Here is a 16254-nt window from a genome sequence, read left to right as displayed (position 1 = left end):
ATATTGATTTCACCACAACGTGATTTAGTCACGTCTGCAATTCAAACATTGAACGTTATTACTGATGTACCAGTATTTGATGATACTGTTGATAACGATACAGATTATCCTCAAATCAATGTTTCAACTGGTACAACCAGCAATAGCCAACGTTCTAAGAATGAACAACGCTCATCATATACGCTTTATATTGATTACTTTGACATTAAAGATAATGATCATGGGCTTATGATGGACACGTGTTTCAGCATTCGTGAATATTTAAAATATTTAAGATTATCGAATTATATTTGCACGTCACTTGCATTTAATCAGACTGAAACGACTGACACTTCAACTGATCAATCGCTTTGGCACGTAAATATAACAATCGATTATTACATTACAGAAAAGGCATTCATTTAAAAATAGATGTCTATTTTTTATCAAAATTATAGAAAAGAGGAAAAGAAATGGCTGGCGAAACAACTACTTCAGATATCAAAGGATATGGTCAAGATTCCTTTACAGGCATTGAAGCTGACAAAATCTTTTATGCTTTTAAGCGAATCATGTCATGGCCAGTTGCTGCCAAGATTCAACTATTAGGGATGCAAGGCGCAACATCAGCAACTAACACACGTACATCACAAGCTACACAACTTAAGAATGGTACGTTGAAGGGTACTGGTGCTCCAAATCAACAAAGAACTGTTGATTGTATTTATCCAAAGGAAACAAATGGATTTGATTTACATGCTGAAATTAGACAAATCTGGGATAACAATGAAAGATTTGCCCTTTGGAGAATTGATTTTGGCTCAATGCACGGGAAGAAGCCAAATAGAAAAGTACGTGCTCAATATTCACATGCTATTTTACCGGCATTGCCATATACAGAAGCGTTAGGTGGATTTCTTACATCTAATCTTGCCATTGAAGTTGAAGGTATGGAACGTGACTTCAATGATGATGGCAATTGGTTTGAATTACCAGAAAGTTCATTTGAGCCCGGCACATTCGACAAGATGAATAAGTTCTACAACTATTCACTTGGTACTGACCAAGGTACTGATGATGACGGTAACTTTGTTGATAATACTGTTGATGATGAAACACTATTCGTTAACAAAAAAGGAACTACTGAAGATGTTGCTGGTCCAAATACTCCAGCTGGTGCAACTGATAGCACCCTAGTTGCAGCACCTACTCCAGATAAGCCAAGTGATGAAACTTCAACAGCTACAAATGGCGGTGCAAAAGTAGAAACAAAATAAATTTAAATTAAAGAGGTATTTAAATTATGGCAGACCGTTCAAACGAAACATTGGTAATTTATGACAAGAATGGTACTAAAGTAGCCGAAGGTGAACTTGGTACTAAATCAGCAACTATTACTGGTTTAGCTGCAGGCACTGTTGTAGCTGACGGTGATTATCAAGCAGCGTTCAAGGATGCTACTACTTTAAAGGAATCAGAAAAAGTAGATGTTAAAGGATTCACAGTTCTAGCACCTGCTCCAGAAGCTCCAGCTGATGAATCTGCAACAGCTACAAATGATGGCGCAGCAGTCAAAGCTGACTAGTAACTAAAGAGCATACTCACTCAATGAGCGGTGGCGGTCGGATTAATTAATCAAAGGAGTTTTAAATATGCTAAATCTGAAAGCTAATAACAAGCAATTAGATATCAAATATAACTATCGTTTGTATAAGAATATCGTTGGGGACGATGAAGATAAGCAACTTGATAATTTTGATAGCTTTTTGGGCGGACTCATTACTGATCAAGTTGATGCTATTTTGAAATTTGGTGTTGCTGCTTCTAACAAGAAATTATCAATGGAAGAAGTAGCTGATCAATTAGATGGACAAGATGCTTTTGATGACGTTCATTCACTAACTGATGAGATCCTTAATGGCTTGTGTAATGCAGGTTTTTTAACTTCAAAAGTACGCGAATGGAAGAAACGCGTAAATACTATGATCGAGCAAATGCAAAAAGTATTAGACGAGGAATCGAAAGACGATTCTCAAAAACTAACGAAGAAGGAAAAAGAGGACCGTCAAGAAAGCCTGAAGGAATTGCAAGAAACAATCAATCAAGCCAAAGAACAAATGAAGAAGTCAGAGGCACGTCTAAATCTCAAGTAATAGATGTTTTAAAACTGATTGAGAATGCCAGACGAATAATTGGCATTACTAATATTGATGAAATACTTGATCTAACGCCTAAGTATTATGAAGCGTTGTGTAAGGGCGCTTTAGGTGCTAGAGCTGATGCCTTAAACGATAGTTTGATGATTTCAGCTAATGTAAAGCCAGTTGCGTTTGTCGAAGATACCACTGATTTACAAAATCAAGTTAATGCATATGTTAAAAATATTTCAGATTTGGCTAAAAACTTTGGAGATACAAAAGTTAAAGCTGCACCTTCTCACAGAAATAAGTTGATGAGGCTAGCACAAGCCTTATATGACTAGAAAGGAGGTAAATAAATGTCTGATATTGTTGTTACTAAAACTATTAACTTTAATGCTGAAGATCATGCTACTGGTATCATTAATAAAATTAAGCAAGCCCAAGATGGCTTAAAAGATAAGAACATCAAACTTTCAGCAACTGGTGATGAGATGAAAATCACTTCATTTCACCAAAAGCTAGAAGGACTTCCTAAAGATGTTCAAACTAAGCTGAATGCTATGGCTGAAAAAAGCGGATTTGATACTTTTGACAGCTATATGAAGGCTTTACCTAAGGAACAATACACCAAGCTAAAGACCAATATTGAGCGGACTGGATTTCAGACGTGGAAAGATGATTTAAACAAACTACCAAAAAGCCAGCAAACCGAACTTAAATCTAAGCTCAATGAGGCTGGCTTTCGTACGTTCAAAGAATGGTATGACAAGGTTCCAAAAGAAGCTAGAACTCAATTAGATGCCATCGCTCATAAGACACCTATTGAAGATTTTATTCATGCTACTAAGGATATCCCTAATCATATCAGTACAACGGTTACTGCTAACACGTCTGCTGGTAGCACGGCACTAGAACGTTTTAGTGATCGTGTTAATTCTGCTAAAGAGAAAACAGGAAAATTTAAGTCATTCCTAGCCGGTACATTTGTCGGTGGAGCCGTACTAAACGGTTTGCAAGCACTATCCACCAATATGATTTCAACTGCTAAGAATGGTATACAGGTAGTCGAAGCTGGTGAGCAAATCAACCGTGTCTGGGAAGGCATGGGGCTTTCTGCTGGACAGACTAAAGCCATGGTCGGATCAATGGCAGAGCTAAGAAGTGCTACTGGTTTTTCAGCTGGTGCAATCAATGACTTGCAAAAGAAAATTTATGGATTCACTGGTAGCTTTACTACTACCCAAAATCTGACTAGAGCATTTTCAAGTTTGGCAATAGAATCCGGTAAGGGTGAAGATGCTGCAAACGGTTTGGCTTCGTCTTATGCAAAAGTTGAATCATCAGGCAAGCTTTCTACTATGGCTTATGCGAGAATGTCCAAGGCCGTTCCAGCATTGCCACGAGAATTAGCGAAAGCATTGAATATGTCACAAGATCAACTGACTAAAGCTGTTTCAAATGGTGATATTTCATCACAAAAGTTTGAAGATGCAATGACGCAAGTTGCAGCACATTCATCAGATACATTTAAAGCATTTGGTAAAACAGGTGAAGGTGCAATAGCAAGAATCAAGTCAGGATGGTTGTCTGCTCAAGGTACGTTGATGAAACCGTTGGTTAAAGAAAAGACTACTGGCCTATCTGATATAGCTAATGAATTAAATTCAGCAGCATTCAAAGGATTACTAACCGATGCCGGAAATGGATTGGCTAAGTTGTCTCAGTATGTAGCTGTCATTATCAAATATCTTTCTCAACATAAAGGAACTATTTCTGATATTGCTAAGGATTTAGGAACTATTGTTGGTATTTTCGTCAAGGGTGTTTGGGACACAACTGTTACAATGTTTAATGATTTAGCTAAGGCGTTTGGTCTTCTCGGTAAGAATTCAAAAGATGATGCTGATCCATTAAAATCGTTATCTAAAGTTTTGGATAACGTAGCTAAACATAAGACTGCAATAAAAACCTTAGCAACAGCTTTTGTTGGATTCAAAGCATTCAAAATGTCTGAATCAGCATTTGCACCATTATTAAAAATTGTAGGTCTTGCAGATAAAACAAAAGGCGGTCTTTTAACGAAGATTATTGGTGAGGGAGATAACGCTAAAAAAGTATTTAGATTTGGAATATCCGGTCTAAGCGATTCCAAGGCCAAAATATTGGAGTTTATTTCTGGAACTAAAACTAAATTCAGTGATCTATTTCAGTTTATTAGTAAAGGATTTCAAGGTGGTAAATTTTCTAAAGTAAATGTTGGCGATATGTCCAAAGGAGCAAAGATTGGTACTGCTGCAGTTGGTATTGGTGTTGCTGCCACTGCTGGGCTTGACATTTATGGCGCATTAAAAGCTAAAAATCCAGAAAAGAAATTTGAAGGTTTTGGTAAGGCGGCTGGATCACTTATCGGCGGAGGAATTGGCTTTATGATTGGTGGGCCTGCGGGTGCAGCAATTGGAGCTACTTTCGGAAGAATGGCAGGTAAATGGGCTGGTGAAGGAGCTAAAAACTTTACTGATGGCTGGAATAAAGCCGGCAGGGGTGCTAAACCTCCAGAAGGCTTAATTCCTAAAGCTGGATATTATGCTCGCAAAGCTACTGATAGTGCTGTTGAGTGGGGCCAAGGAATCATCAAGTGGATGAAACAGCACAAAGAGGAATTACTTCTAACGCTGGTTAATCCATTTCTTGGAATCGGTGACTTCTTATTAAAAGATACTAAAGCTGGTAAATCAGTCCAAAAATGGGTTAAGAATTTGGGTAAAGATATTCAATCTGGATTCAAGTCTATTGTCAAAAGTGCAGGCAAAATTGGTAATGATATTGTTAAATCAATGATCAAAAGTATGAAAACTTTTGGAAAATTAGCAGTTTATGCGCTAGCGTTACCAGTTGGACTTGCGATGATGATTACTAAGCCATTAGTTAAACCTTTGCAAAAATCAATGACTTCTTTAATCAAAAATTTAAAGAAAGACTGGCAAGGATTTACTAAGTGGTTAACTAAAATATTCGACCCAATTGGAAAATCTTGGGAAAAAACTTGGAAGAAAATTTCTAAGTCTATCGATTTAAACAAGATGTCCAAAGATGTGTCGAAAGCAACAAATGACATGTCTAAGTCAGTTCAGAAGTCATCTAATAATGTTTCTAAGCAAATGACAACCATGTCTAAAGATGTTCAGAAATCTAAGTGGGTCAAAGACTTAAGCAACCAATTTAAGTCTGCTCAAAAGACTGCCAATTCTTGGGGTTCTGGCATGAGTAGCTGGTGGTCTGGCTTTAGCTCTGATTTTTCTAAGTCTTGGGATTCAACATGGTCAAAAGTCAGTTCATACATGAGCAACCAGTTTAACGGGATGTCCAAATGGTATAACAATTTCTCAAGTGGCATGAATTCGTGGTGGTCATCATTTAGCTCAAGCTTTAAATCTAGTTGGAATTCAATGTGGTCAAGCATAGGCGATTTCTTTAAGAAAATATTTGATAAGTTCTCTGGCTGGGCTCATACAGCCATGGGCGGAGTAGTTAAAGCTATCAATACTGGTATCGGTGGTATTAATACCGTTATCAAGTTCTTTGGTGGTAAAGCTCAATCTATTGCACCTATTAAATATGCCGGCGGTGTTGGATATCACCCCGGTGGACCAGCTTTGATCAATGATCAAAAAGGACCAGTATTTGAGGAAGCCTTTAGAAATCCTGGAGAACCTTGGAGAGTTATTCCAAAAATGCGTAATGTCATGGTTGACTTGAAGCCAGGAGCAACTGTTGTTCCAGCCGCTGAAACTGCTCAACGTTTTGCCCCAAGTTCTGTACCTCACTACGCAGGTGGCGTTGGCTCATGGATTAAGGGTGAACTTGGAGATATGGGTAAATGGGTCAAGGATAAGCTTGAAGGAATCACTTCATTCTTGAAAGACCCATTAGGAAACTTAACTTCCGTCTGGGACAAAGCTACTTCTAAAATTAGTCAAGCTACTAAATTTGGTAGTACATTTGCTCCACCTGCTGGACACTATGTCGTTAAGCAATCAATTAATTGGGTCAAAGACCAGTTAAACAAACTGAAAGACAAAGAGTTAGAAGCTCAATCTGTTGCCGGTGATCCTAAAGCCGCTCAAGCATGGTTACCAATTGTTAAAAAGGTACTTCAAGATATGGGCGCCAACCCACCAAATGGGATTGACTGGGAAGCCGCTGCCTACGTTCGTGAAATTGCTCGTGAATCTGGTGGTAATGCTGCGATTAGACAACAGATTTCAGATAGAAATTCAGCTGCTGGTAATCCTGCCATGGGATTGCTTCAATTTATTCCGCAAACTTTCATGGCATACGCTGTTCCCGGTCACACTAATATCCTTAGTGGTGTTGATCAGATTATGGCTACCACAAACGCTTATATGCATAATGGTGGCTGGAATCGAATTGGTACAGGTCGTCAAATTAACTTCTTAGCTAACGGCGGTTGGCTAAATAGTCCAACATACCTAGGCAATGGAAATGTTGCTGGTGAAGTTGCAGGAGAGCCAGAAGTAGTTATTAACCCTGCTAGACCATCAGCAATCCCGCTGATGAATGATTTGATGTACAAAATGGCTGACTTTCATCCGGAATTTAAGTCGTCTAATTTGATGGGTAATATCTCATCTGATATTGGTCAAAAACTAGATACAGTTATTAATTTATTAAGCAACATTAATGGAAAGAACTTCGCTCCAGAAATAAATGTAGCAAGAACATCTAATAACCTTAATCAACAAAACCAACGTGATACAGCCGTTTATGGTTACATGCAAGGCAATAGACAATAGAAAGGAGATAGTTGTGTGACTGAAAAAGTATTTAAAGATGAATCATTAACCAATCCTAAGCCACATGCATATGGTTTTAGCAATGGTCATGATAATCCATCAAGACTGCCATACGATCCTGTTGAAGTAGCCATTTCGACTGATGGTATTAATTGGAAGTCATATTATGATGTTGAAGATTTATTTGGCGTTCACTGTTATGACTATGATCCGCCTATGACTAATCCGGTAGATAACTGGCAAAAGATTAATACACGTGATGGTCAAACACGGACGTCAGGCTCATATGATAGCCGTGATATTACTAGCACCTGGATGATTGATGCTGCTAATGAATCAGAATTCTTAATGTTGATTGAAGAATTACAGAACTTCTTCATGATTCGTGGCGGTTTCTGGATTGTGTTTAGTCGTGAACCAACCTATAAATATCGTGTGGTTACTAAGCCGATTGCTCCAACTTACTTCAATGAGAAAGCTGGAACATTCCAAATTGCGTTTAATAACTATACTGGCGTTCGTGAGTCTGTTGGCACATCGTTAGAAATATTTGATAAAAATAAAAACTTCTTTTCTTATGGTATGGGTATTCCGAATAAGGACATATCCTTTGAGTCTAAAGAGAAGAAGTTTTCTATTTATAATCCTAGTTCATTCGATATTGACCCACTAGCACAGCATCATTACTTAAAAATTCACATTAGAGGGTCTGGTTCGCCAACCCTAACTAATAACACTACTGGTGAATCATTCACTTATAATCGTGTTTTAACATCATCTGATGAACTAATTTTAGATGGTGTTAATCCTATGATTAATGGGACTAACGATGGTATTAATTCTGATCACGGAACTATTTCGCTTGCTAAAGGTAACAATGAATTTGAGATTTCTGGCTTATCAAATTCAGATGTATCTTTTGAATTCTATTTCATTTATAACTAATGTCCAGTCATAAATTATTAGTAAGGTCAGCCGACGGCCAGAGTGAAGAATGGCTGACTTGCTTAGATGAAGGCAGCTTTAATATTGATCAGCAGATTAGTGAGACGTTCTCAATTACTTTCACAGCATTTCTATCAAAAGACACTTCATTATCCTTTGAAATGTTGCAGGACGGTGCCTCAATCATCTTTGATGGTCAAAAGTATAATGTCATGCAATTAGTTGAAAAGGTCGTAGATGGCTTAACAACTAAGGATGTCACATGCACACACGAAATATTTGGTATGCAAGATTTCAAACAATTCAAGGTTAATAGTGGTAGTCAAACGTATTCGTTAGACGAAGCTATGAAGTTTGTGTTCGATTCTGAATACAATGTTGACGGTTACACGTACAAATTGATTGGTGATTTTCCTAAAGTCGATATTACTGACTGGGGAAATTGTTCCGGACTTGATGCCGTTCAAAAAGCGGTTGATAGCTATGGAGCTAAATGGCTTCCATCTGGAAAAACAGTCATGATTTATGATGCTGTTTCCTACAAGCATCCAACAAATAAAACGTTTAGAAACCTGTATAGCACTAATGATATTGAAGTTTCGATTGATCGTACATCAATCAAGAATGGTGCAATGCTGTATGGAGCTACTCAAGACAATGAGCATACTCAAACTGATGGTGCAGTTGCAGTAGTTGATTCCTCAGGAATATCTATGACAGCTACTCCAGTTGGTCCTGAAGCAAAAGGCGTTATTTCAGCAGTTAATGGCGTACCGGTTTACAGTTCGCCAACTAAGAAAATCAAAACTGGTCAAGTTCTCGTTAATGGATCCATTTATAAAATCGCCCAACAGGTTTCAATTGATAGTACGACTTGGTATGAAGTTGGTGTTAATGCATGGATTAGTTCTGAACATGTCAGATTTGATTTACCGGGAGCTGTTAAGCCCGAAAATCATGTAATTGATTTAGTTTGGGGCGAAGGAACTATTAAAGTTGATGGTGATTCTAGTTCTGACGATGATACTAGCAAGGATAATAACGTTAGTTCATCAGTTGGTAATGCCCATCTAACCGTTTCAACCATGAATCCACAAGGGGCACCTATTGTAGGATCTGATATGACCACTGTTAAACGTTATATCAAAAACGGAGACTCATTCCTTACTACTACCAAAAAAGTAGTTGATGATGTTACTTATTACTTTGTTGCTACTGATGAATGGGTATCTGAAAAGTACATTAGTTTTGATAAACCTGGCGATATTAAGCCTGAAGATCAAACTATTCAAGTAGTTACTGGTCAGGGTACTGTTAAATCAGATGATGAAGTTGATGTGTATGATTCACCATTTACACCGCAAACTAAAACGGGTAAAGCAGTCTCAAATGGTAATCAATACAAGATAACTGCCGAAGCTTCTGACGGTGCTCAAAGTAAGTCTTGGTACAAAATTGATGGTGGTTGGATTGATCAATCAGCATTAGATTTCAGCGGTGCTACTGACGTTGCTGTCACAGAGGTTAAGAATACTGTTTTTGGAGCAACTGTCTACGATTCTCCATGGTCACCGCAGGCTAAGTTAAATCATGGTGTTATGAATGGTTCCCGTTGGATGATTAATGGTTCTGTGAGCGATGGTGCTAATGGCAAGTCTTACTATCGAATTGCAACCAATCAATGGGTTGATCAAAGTTATTTTGATTTCAGTGGTCAATACGATGTAGAACCTAGTGAAGACCAAGGACAAACTGATGGAACAACGGCGGACGACACAAATTATGTGTTTGAGCCGTTTTTTTATTACAATGCGCCTTCAAGAAGCCAATATGGTTTGAAAATTGGTGATGATATCACTAATGACCAAATCAAAACAGTAGAACAGATGAAGCAGTACGCTGATTCAGTTTTACAAACAGAACCAGTCATTGAATTGACAGTTAACCTGAGTTATCAAGATGACACCATGAAGATTGGTGACACAAGTTACTTAGATGCTGGTCCACTTGGTATTAAAACAATGGTTACTTTGAACGGTATCAGCGGTAACCCACTGATGAAAGATACTCCAATGACTATATCGTTAGATAATTCGAAAATGTCAAAGAAGAATATCAATTTTGAAGTTGCTAGCACATTAAAGCTGCATGAAAGAAACAATGATTTGTTAAATAAATCCGTAAAAAAACTAGCTGCAAAGGTTAATAGCCTTGAAGCTAGTCAAAATAATTCAAAGGAGGGAAGCTAATGCAAGGATATGACGGGACACAGCAATTCTATTTACCTTATGCAAATCAAGATTTGCAACTGATCGAGTATGGTCGATTACCAAATAATCAAGTATCAAAAACGTCCGCAACCGGCACAACATATATCGATAAAGACAATAATCAAATTGTTGAAATATTGGGTAATGATAATGCTGGTAAAACAGTGTTTAGACGTTTTGAATTAGTTGACTTAAAAGCACTATTAAAATTGCCAGAACTTCAAAATATTGAAGGTTTTGATGGTAATGACGTCCACTTAGACCGCTTAACCCAAGAGTTGATTGGACCAAGCATGTTTCATTCAAATGATTACAATGTTGAAACGATTGAGAAAGCCATTAACTTGTTGCTTAAAAATCAAGCGTTACAGCAATCAAATGAGAACGAAATTATTGATTTCTTCAAACAGTTAACTGATGATCAATTGTCTGAAATTTCTGTATCAATTTCTAAGTTGATTGATGAACGATACTACTCAAAAGCTGATGTTGATAAGAAGATTGATTTCTTACAAAAGCAAATCACCAATATTAATCATTACATTGGTGACAAGCCACAACCAAATTCTAACTTTGCTAAAGGCTTTACGGGTAATCCAGATTATAACGATAAAATTATGGATTCTAACGTTGAGGGTAAAGTTGAGAATTTGAATACTGAAGATGAGAAGGGAGAGAACAATTAATGGAGAGCAATGTAAATACAGACATGTCATCTAGCGATGTTCAACCAGATATTGGTGTTAAGTATAGAGTTCCCTCGGTTGGAGCTGAATATCGAACATTAGATACAGATTTGCCTATGGAACAGCCTTTGATTTTCTATCTAGATGGATCAAAGGCTTTTTATTTGCCACACGAAGATACGTCTGATGAGAGTACACACAACATGCCACAAAGTGTGTTAGATACATTAACTAATAAACGTATCTTTCAAATGATAACTATCAGACAGGGTCAATCAGGTATGTTACATGTACCTATTACCTTTAAAAATATTGATGGCAATGTACCAATGGATAATTATCTTATTCGTTTTGAAGGCCGGGATGCTGACGGCAATATCATTTTAGATGACGAGGGATTTAATCCAACACAAGCAAGTCTTGGATTCATTGATTGGACACCATCAGCAGTAATTGCTCAATCAGCAGGTTATTACAAGAATGCTCATTTCGTAATTGAAAATACTGATAGAACTAAGATTCTAACTACCTTAGATTTCTCAATTAAGGTAATCGCTAATGATGTGGCTATGCCTGTTGTGCAAGAGTTTTATGCATCTGAATATGTTCGTTTATTAGCACATATCAAAGAAATGGAGACATCAGCAGACCACCAAATTAACTATCTATTAAACGCCTACGCCGCAATCATAGCTTCAGGACTCAAACAAGTTGATGAAACTATGCAGGAAGCACTAACTAAGTTAGATCAAGAATTAAAAGATGGTACCGGTAAAGTCGATACTTTCGTTAGTCAAAGCAAGCAAAAACTTGATACTTTAAATACTGATATTGACGTGGCCCAAGCTCGTATGGACGGACTTGAAAAGCAAATTACTGGTGATAATTTGGTTACCAAAGATGGATTGAACACGGCTGTTCAATTAGGGATTAATACCGGTCAAATTCAAGTGAATGTAAATGATGTAATTCTTGATAAAGATATTTCATCAAAGGTTGATCTGTTGACCGGAATTATTGAAGGGAGCATTGATAGCGAATGACGGATTTAGATAGAGTCGCCAAATTGGTTACGAGTATCCCAATTGGTATCAAAACTGATGATGGAACAGGCAGAGTTGTCAAACTTCCTATTGATAAGACTGACAATTTTATCAATTCATCGGCCTATTTGATGACAGTAACTGGTGCACAAGCATTAGTTAAAGATTCAATTGCTAAAGTGGACACAACAGATAAAATTTCTGATGCTACTATTTCAGCCAAAATTGATACATTACAAAATGCATTAGACACAACTACAGCTTAATTAAGGAGGATAAAAATGGTAGAAAACGCAATTACTAAAGTTGCTCGCATTGCTGCACATGCAGCTCAAGGATTAGTTTACAAAGATCCATCAGGCAAAGAACAAACAATTTTACCAGCCGGAGATAAAAATATGATTGATATTTCTGGATTAAGTATTGGCAATGGTTCAGGTGGAGATACGGGCGGTGAAGATAATCCAGATCACCCGTCTGCTGGAGCTGATTATTATGCCGGCTCATTGTCAGATGGTGAAATTACTGGTAGATATCTTTTATACCAACGTGATGAGAGTGCAACTGAGGACCCAACAACATCTAAAACAGTCACTTTACTTAGGGATGTTGGTACTAAATTTAACATGGCGGGTGACGGCGCCACGTTCTTGCTACATTTGCAAAAGACAGCTATGACGGCTGGAGCTAAAGGTGATGTTTCAGATATCGAATTAAATTACGATACTAACAACACAGCAAAGGAAGGGTATTTTACTACAACATCAGTTTATCCCGTTTATATTAAATCAGCAGACCTTGCTACCACTAATGAACTAGATATTCCAATTGACGGTATTGGTGAAAACTTACAAGGTGGCAAGAACTTCTTAGCACCACACCTTAAAGTTAAATTTAATGGTGATGGTACAATGACTTACCACAGTTTTACTGGCTATGACAATGACGGCAATACTGCTGGTGCCACTGGTGCTAATTATGATGTTGTGGTAGATGTAATTGCTACTTTTTCAATTCAAGCAGCAGTCGCTCAAATGCCAGCATCAGTTAATTTCTTCAGTGGCTCAAGTAGTGGGCAAATTGCATTGGCAGGGGCGTCTGATTTCTTAGAGAACACCATGGACGGAATTGAAATTACATTTGACGATAAGTTCTATAATGGTTCAACCCAAAGAACATCATCATTTAATATTTTGAAAAAAACTTCAGTAAGGATATCAAAAGAATACCTTATCAATGGTTTTAAATTTAATCTCACAAATACTTTAAAGCCAGTAGGAACGAAGTTTTCGTACGAATCAAAGAATGGTTCTGTTTGGACTGCATACGCTAATAATGACACATATTTGTCGATACCATTAGACGGTTATATAGAAATTGGCACGGCATCAATTAATGATCCTTCAAAATTGAGAACATCATTTTCTGCGAATAGCGACCCTTATTCAAATAGTTATTATTTACCAACAATTAAGAAAATTACACCTTACAAAGATTAAAGGAGGCAGAATATGAAAATAGCAATTCAATTAGATGCTGATAGAAATATTATCGGTACGGTTACCACAAGTGAGTTTGGTGCAGAATTACAAGTTAAATTATTTAAAGATAAAGGTTGGACACTAGTAGAAAGTGATCCAGCCTTTTCTAGTTCTGATAGCTATTTATGGACAGTCAGAGAGTCTGACAACGAGTTAGTTCATATTTCAACTAACATGACACCTGATGAAGAATCTCAAAATAATTTCACGACATTAACAATGCAAAATTTGAATTTAACTAAAGATGTAAAAGAGACTCAATCTGGTATCACTGCATTAACTCAAACTCAATTGCAAGACGCTCAAGATAAGGCAGATATCAAGAATGGTATGACTGAAATCACAAAACAGTTAGCATCTATGCAATTACAATTAGCAACTCAAAATACAAATACAACGGAGGCAAAATAATTATGGTTAATTTATTAAAGATGGAAATTGGTTGGGGAACATTAAAAGCGGAGGATATTGTTAGCTATGTTCCTATCGTTATTTCAAAGGACGATTACAAAAACATTACTGGAGAAGATTTTAAGGAAGGCTAGCCGTTTGGCTAGTAAATGAGGTGATTAAATGGACAAACCAAATAAATTACCTAAAAATGTTAAACGATTGTTCTTCTTTAGAATTAATCGAAGCTGGTTCATTAATGGACTTGAAACCTTAGCTTTAGGTATCACATTAATCATGTCAAATCATTTTATCGATAGGCCGCCTGATTTTGTAATGCATATTGATGAACCATTATTCTCAATACCAGTTTCATTAATCGGAGTCTATGTAATCTTAGCTTCATTTCATCATTTGCATGGAATCAATCAAATTCTAGTGACTTTTCTACCATTATTTATTTGGACTTTTTACTTCTTAATGTTCTTGTTCCATGATATTGCTATGGTACAGATACTTGGAATTAATAGATTTAGTCCAGATTTTACTACCATGATTTCATTCGTAATAATTGTGAAAATTTTGCTTGAGGCATTTTGGAGTAAGCCCGATTGGTAGATAATTTCAAACTTGTGATTTCGGCAATTGGTGGTGCTTTTGTAACAGGGATTTTTGGGCTGCTACTTCAGAAGTTAAAAAATAATGGTAGTAATGAAGGTATTTATGCAGATCACTACTTGGAGAATGTTGATAAGATTAATTCGTTGGTTGATGAAAGATCTGATTTAAAAAGTAAAAATTCTAAGCTTGAATCAGAGTTAATTGAAGTTCGAGCAGATTTGAAAGCACAGAGAAAAGTTACTGATCAGTTGACTAGGCAGATTGGTGATTTAAAAAGAAAGATGGAGGAAAATAAATGAGCTTTATTGAAAATTTTAATTTAATTGATGCAACACAATTGCTGCTTATTACAGTTCTTGTGTATGGTGCAACAAACGGAATCAAGAATACGAAAAAAATACCAATCCAATACATGCCATTTTTGGCAATGTTGTTAGGATTGGTATTTTCATCTCTAATTGCTTTAGTATTTCATGATGATTTATACAAAGCAATGATTGCTGGATTACTCGTTGGAGGGTGGACAAGTGGCTTGTTCGATGGTTTCCAAGCATTTATTGGTGATGATAAGGTTGGTGAGAACAAATGAAAAAAAGATTAGGAATTATTTTAGGCTTGCTTATAGCAAGTCTATTTTTTTGTACCCAAACTGTTTCTGCTGCTCGTACTGATATGGTTGATGTATCAAATCACAATGGATATATGACCGTTTCAAATTTCAAAGATATGTTAAACAATTATGGTGTTAAAGCTGTGGTTACTAAAATTTCTGAAGGTAATTATTATCATGATTACACCGCAGCTAATAATATTTCGACAGCACAGCAAGCAGGACTTTATATTAATGGCTATCATTTTGCCAGATACACATCGGTCCAAGGTGCTATCAATGAGGCAGACTATGCGGCAAGTATGGCTAAAGCTGATGGATTGCCAATTGGTGCAGCATTAGTAACAGATGTCGAAGCTCAAGAACAGAATGGACTTTCAAAATCAGTCAATAATGCAAACAATCAAGCATTTATGAATGAAGTAGCTAAATATGGATATCGTTCATCAATTTATACTATGAGTTCATGGCTTGGTTCCAAAATGGATGTTGGCCAAGGTTGGATTGCTTCATACCCATACAATGCTGCTGCCAAAAATTGGTACTCAGCACATCATAGTTGGCAATGGGGGTCAACATATCAATTCCAAGGATCATATGGCAATTTCGATGTATCACAAAATTATGATAATTTCTTTTATGGAAATCAAACACCGATGCCCAATCCAAATTCAACAATTAATAATGTTGTCTCTGTAAAAGGTGATTCTTACAAAGCGTTCACAACTTATAAAGATGATGGTCAAGCAAATATTGGAACCGATGTTATTTCTGGAACATCTTGGAAGTCAGCAGGAATCAAAGTCATCAATGAGAAACCTTTCTACATTATTGGCGTTGACACGCTGATTCCACAGTCAAGTTCAACTTTTAGTAACACAGTTATAGTCAACTACTTCAGTGATTACGGGGTACTCGCTTATAATTCGAAGGGTAATGCAATTTATGATAGTAACAAAATCTTTAAGGGTGGTACTGCATGGAGAATAAATGATAAATTAGTAAACCTTCCAAATGTTGGTTATTCATATGAAGTTGCTACTGATGAGTATATTCCAATGAAGTATGTACAAGGTTCGGGTTATAACGGTAAGTAAAATAAATCATTTTTGTGCCCCTATTCTATTAATTTAGAGTAGGGGCTTTTTGTGATATAATTTTATATGGTTTTGGTAGTTCATATCTTTATTTTTATTAAATTTTAAAGTATAACG

At 36.7% G+C, this 16254-nt stretch carries 18 protein-coding genes; all 18 read left to right on the top strand.

Annotated elements, in window-relative coordinates:
• Positions 1 to 3 precede the first annotated feature (3 nt).
• Positions 4 to 405 carry a phage tail terminator family protein gene (locus tag FD31_RS06290; protein ID WP_057891922.1) on the top strand — a complete coding sequence of 134 codons (402 nt, stop codon included), beginning with the start codon at positions 4 to 6 and terminating at the stop codon, positions 403 to 405.
• Between the two features lie 47 nt (positions 406 to 452).
• The gene (locus FD31_RS06285) at positions 453 to 1256 is read left to right on the top strand and encodes a hypothetical protein (RefSeq protein WP_057891921.1); all 804 of its coding nucleotides are present in this window, start codon (positions 453 to 455) and stop codon (positions 1254 to 1256) included.
• A gap of 26 nt (positions 1257 to 1282) precedes the next feature.
• Positions 1283 to 1564, top strand: a complete 282-nt coding sequence (locus FD31_RS06280; protein ID WP_057891920.1) for a hypothetical protein — start codon at positions 1283 to 1285, stop codon at positions 1562 to 1564.
• Between the two features lie 67 nt (positions 1565 to 1631).
• Positions 1632 to 2132, top strand: coding sequence for a hypothetical protein (locus FD31_RS06275; RefSeq protein ID WP_057891919.1), 501 nt, complete (start codon positions 1632 to 1634; stop codon positions 2130 to 2132).
• A gap of 95 nt (positions 2133 to 2227) precedes the next feature.
• Positions 2228 to 2461 carry a hypothetical protein gene (locus FD31_RS06270; RefSeq protein WP_057891918.1) on the top strand — a complete coding sequence of 78 codons (234 nt, stop codon included), beginning with the start codon at positions 2228 to 2230 and terminating at the stop codon, positions 2459 to 2461.
• 15 nt (positions 2462 to 2476) lie between these two features.
• Complete coding sequence (locus FD31_RS06265) at positions 2477 to 6934, top strand: tape measure protein (RefSeq protein ID WP_057891917.1); 4458 nt, start codon at positions 2477 to 2479, stop codon at positions 6932 to 6934.
• A 15-nt stretch (positions 6935 to 6949) separates the two neighbouring features.
• On the top strand, positions 6950 to 7879 hold the full coding sequence (locus tag FD31_RS06260; RefSeq protein WP_057891916.1) for a phage tail domain-containing protein: 930 nt from the start codon (positions 6950 to 6952) through the stop codon (positions 7877 to 7879).
• Positions 7879 to 10128 carry a prophage endopeptidase tail family protein gene (locus FD31_RS06255; protein WP_057891915.1) on the top strand — a complete coding sequence of 750 codons (2250 nt, stop codon included), beginning with the start codon at positions 7879 to 7881 and terminating at the stop codon, positions 10126 to 10128. The genes FD31_RS06260 and FD31_RS06255 overlap by 1 nt, the downstream gene beginning before the upstream one ends.
• Positions 10128 to 10835: a hypothetical protein gene (locus tag FD31_RS06250; RefSeq protein WP_057891914.1), complete on the top strand. Its 708-nt coding sequence runs from the start codon at positions 10128 to 10130 to the stop codon at positions 10833 to 10835. The genes FD31_RS06255 and FD31_RS06250 overlap by 1 nt, the downstream gene beginning before the upstream one ends.
• Positions 10835 to 11878, top strand: coding sequence for a BppU family phage baseplate upper protein (locus FD31_RS06245; protein ID WP_057891913.1), 1044 nt, complete (start codon positions 10835 to 10837; stop codon positions 11876 to 11878). Before FD31_RS06250 ends, FD31_RS06245 begins: the two co-directional genes overlap by 1 nt.
• Positions 11875 to 12144 carry a hypothetical protein gene (locus FD31_RS06240; protein ID WP_057891912.1) on the top strand — a complete coding sequence of 90 codons (270 nt, stop codon included), beginning with the start codon at positions 11875 to 11877 and terminating at the stop codon, positions 12142 to 12144. The genes FD31_RS06245 and FD31_RS06240 overlap by 4 nt, the downstream gene beginning before the upstream one ends.
• 15 nt (positions 12145 to 12159) lie before the next feature.
• Positions 12160 to 13377, top strand: coding sequence for a hypothetical protein (locus FD31_RS06235; RefSeq protein ID WP_057891911.1), 1218 nt, complete (start codon positions 12160 to 12162; stop codon positions 13375 to 13377).
• 12 nt (positions 13378 to 13389) lie between these two features.
• Positions 13390 to 13830 (top strand): hypothetical protein, encoded by a 441-nt coding sequence (locus tag FD31_RS06230; RefSeq protein WP_057891910.1) that lies wholly within the window; start codon positions 13390 to 13392, stop codon positions 13828 to 13830.
• Between the two features lie 2 nt (positions 13831 to 13832).
• Positions 13833 to 13964 (top strand): XkdX family protein, encoded by a 132-nt coding sequence (locus FD31_RS14095; RefSeq protein WP_147007309.1) that lies wholly within the window; start codon positions 13833 to 13835, stop codon positions 13962 to 13964.
• A gap of 28 nt (positions 13965 to 13992) precedes the next feature.
• Entirely contained in the window at positions 13993 to 14427 is a 435-nt protein-coding gene (locus FD31_RS06225; protein ID WP_057891909.1) for a hypothetical protein, read from the top strand.
• On the top strand, positions 14421 to 14729 hold the full coding sequence (locus FD31_RS06220) for a hypothetical protein (protein WP_057891908.1): 309 nt from the start codon (positions 14421 to 14423) through the stop codon (positions 14727 to 14729). The genes FD31_RS06225 and FD31_RS06220 overlap by 7 nt, the downstream gene beginning before the upstream one ends.
• Positions 14726 to 15019, top strand: a complete 294-nt coding sequence (locus FD31_RS06215) for a holin (protein ID WP_057891907.1) — start codon at positions 14726 to 14728, stop codon at positions 15017 to 15019. Before FD31_RS06220 ends, FD31_RS06215 begins: the two co-directional genes overlap by 4 nt.
• Entirely contained in the window at positions 15016 to 16137 is a 1122-nt protein-coding gene (locus FD31_RS06210; RefSeq protein ID WP_057891906.1) for a GH25 family lysozyme, read from the top strand. The genes FD31_RS06215 and FD31_RS06210 overlap by 4 nt, the downstream gene beginning before the upstream one ends.
• The last annotated feature ends 117 nt before the right edge of the window (positions 16138 to 16254 follow it).

This window comes from Companilactobacillus nantensis DSM 16982 (assembly GCF_001435815.1).
Classification (GTDB): Bacteria; Bacillota; Bacilli; order Lactobacillales; family Lactobacillaceae; genus Companilactobacillus; species Companilactobacillus nantensis.
The sequence above is the reverse complement of the archived record's forward strand: the minus strand, read 5'-3'. Positions and strand labels throughout refer to the sequence as shown.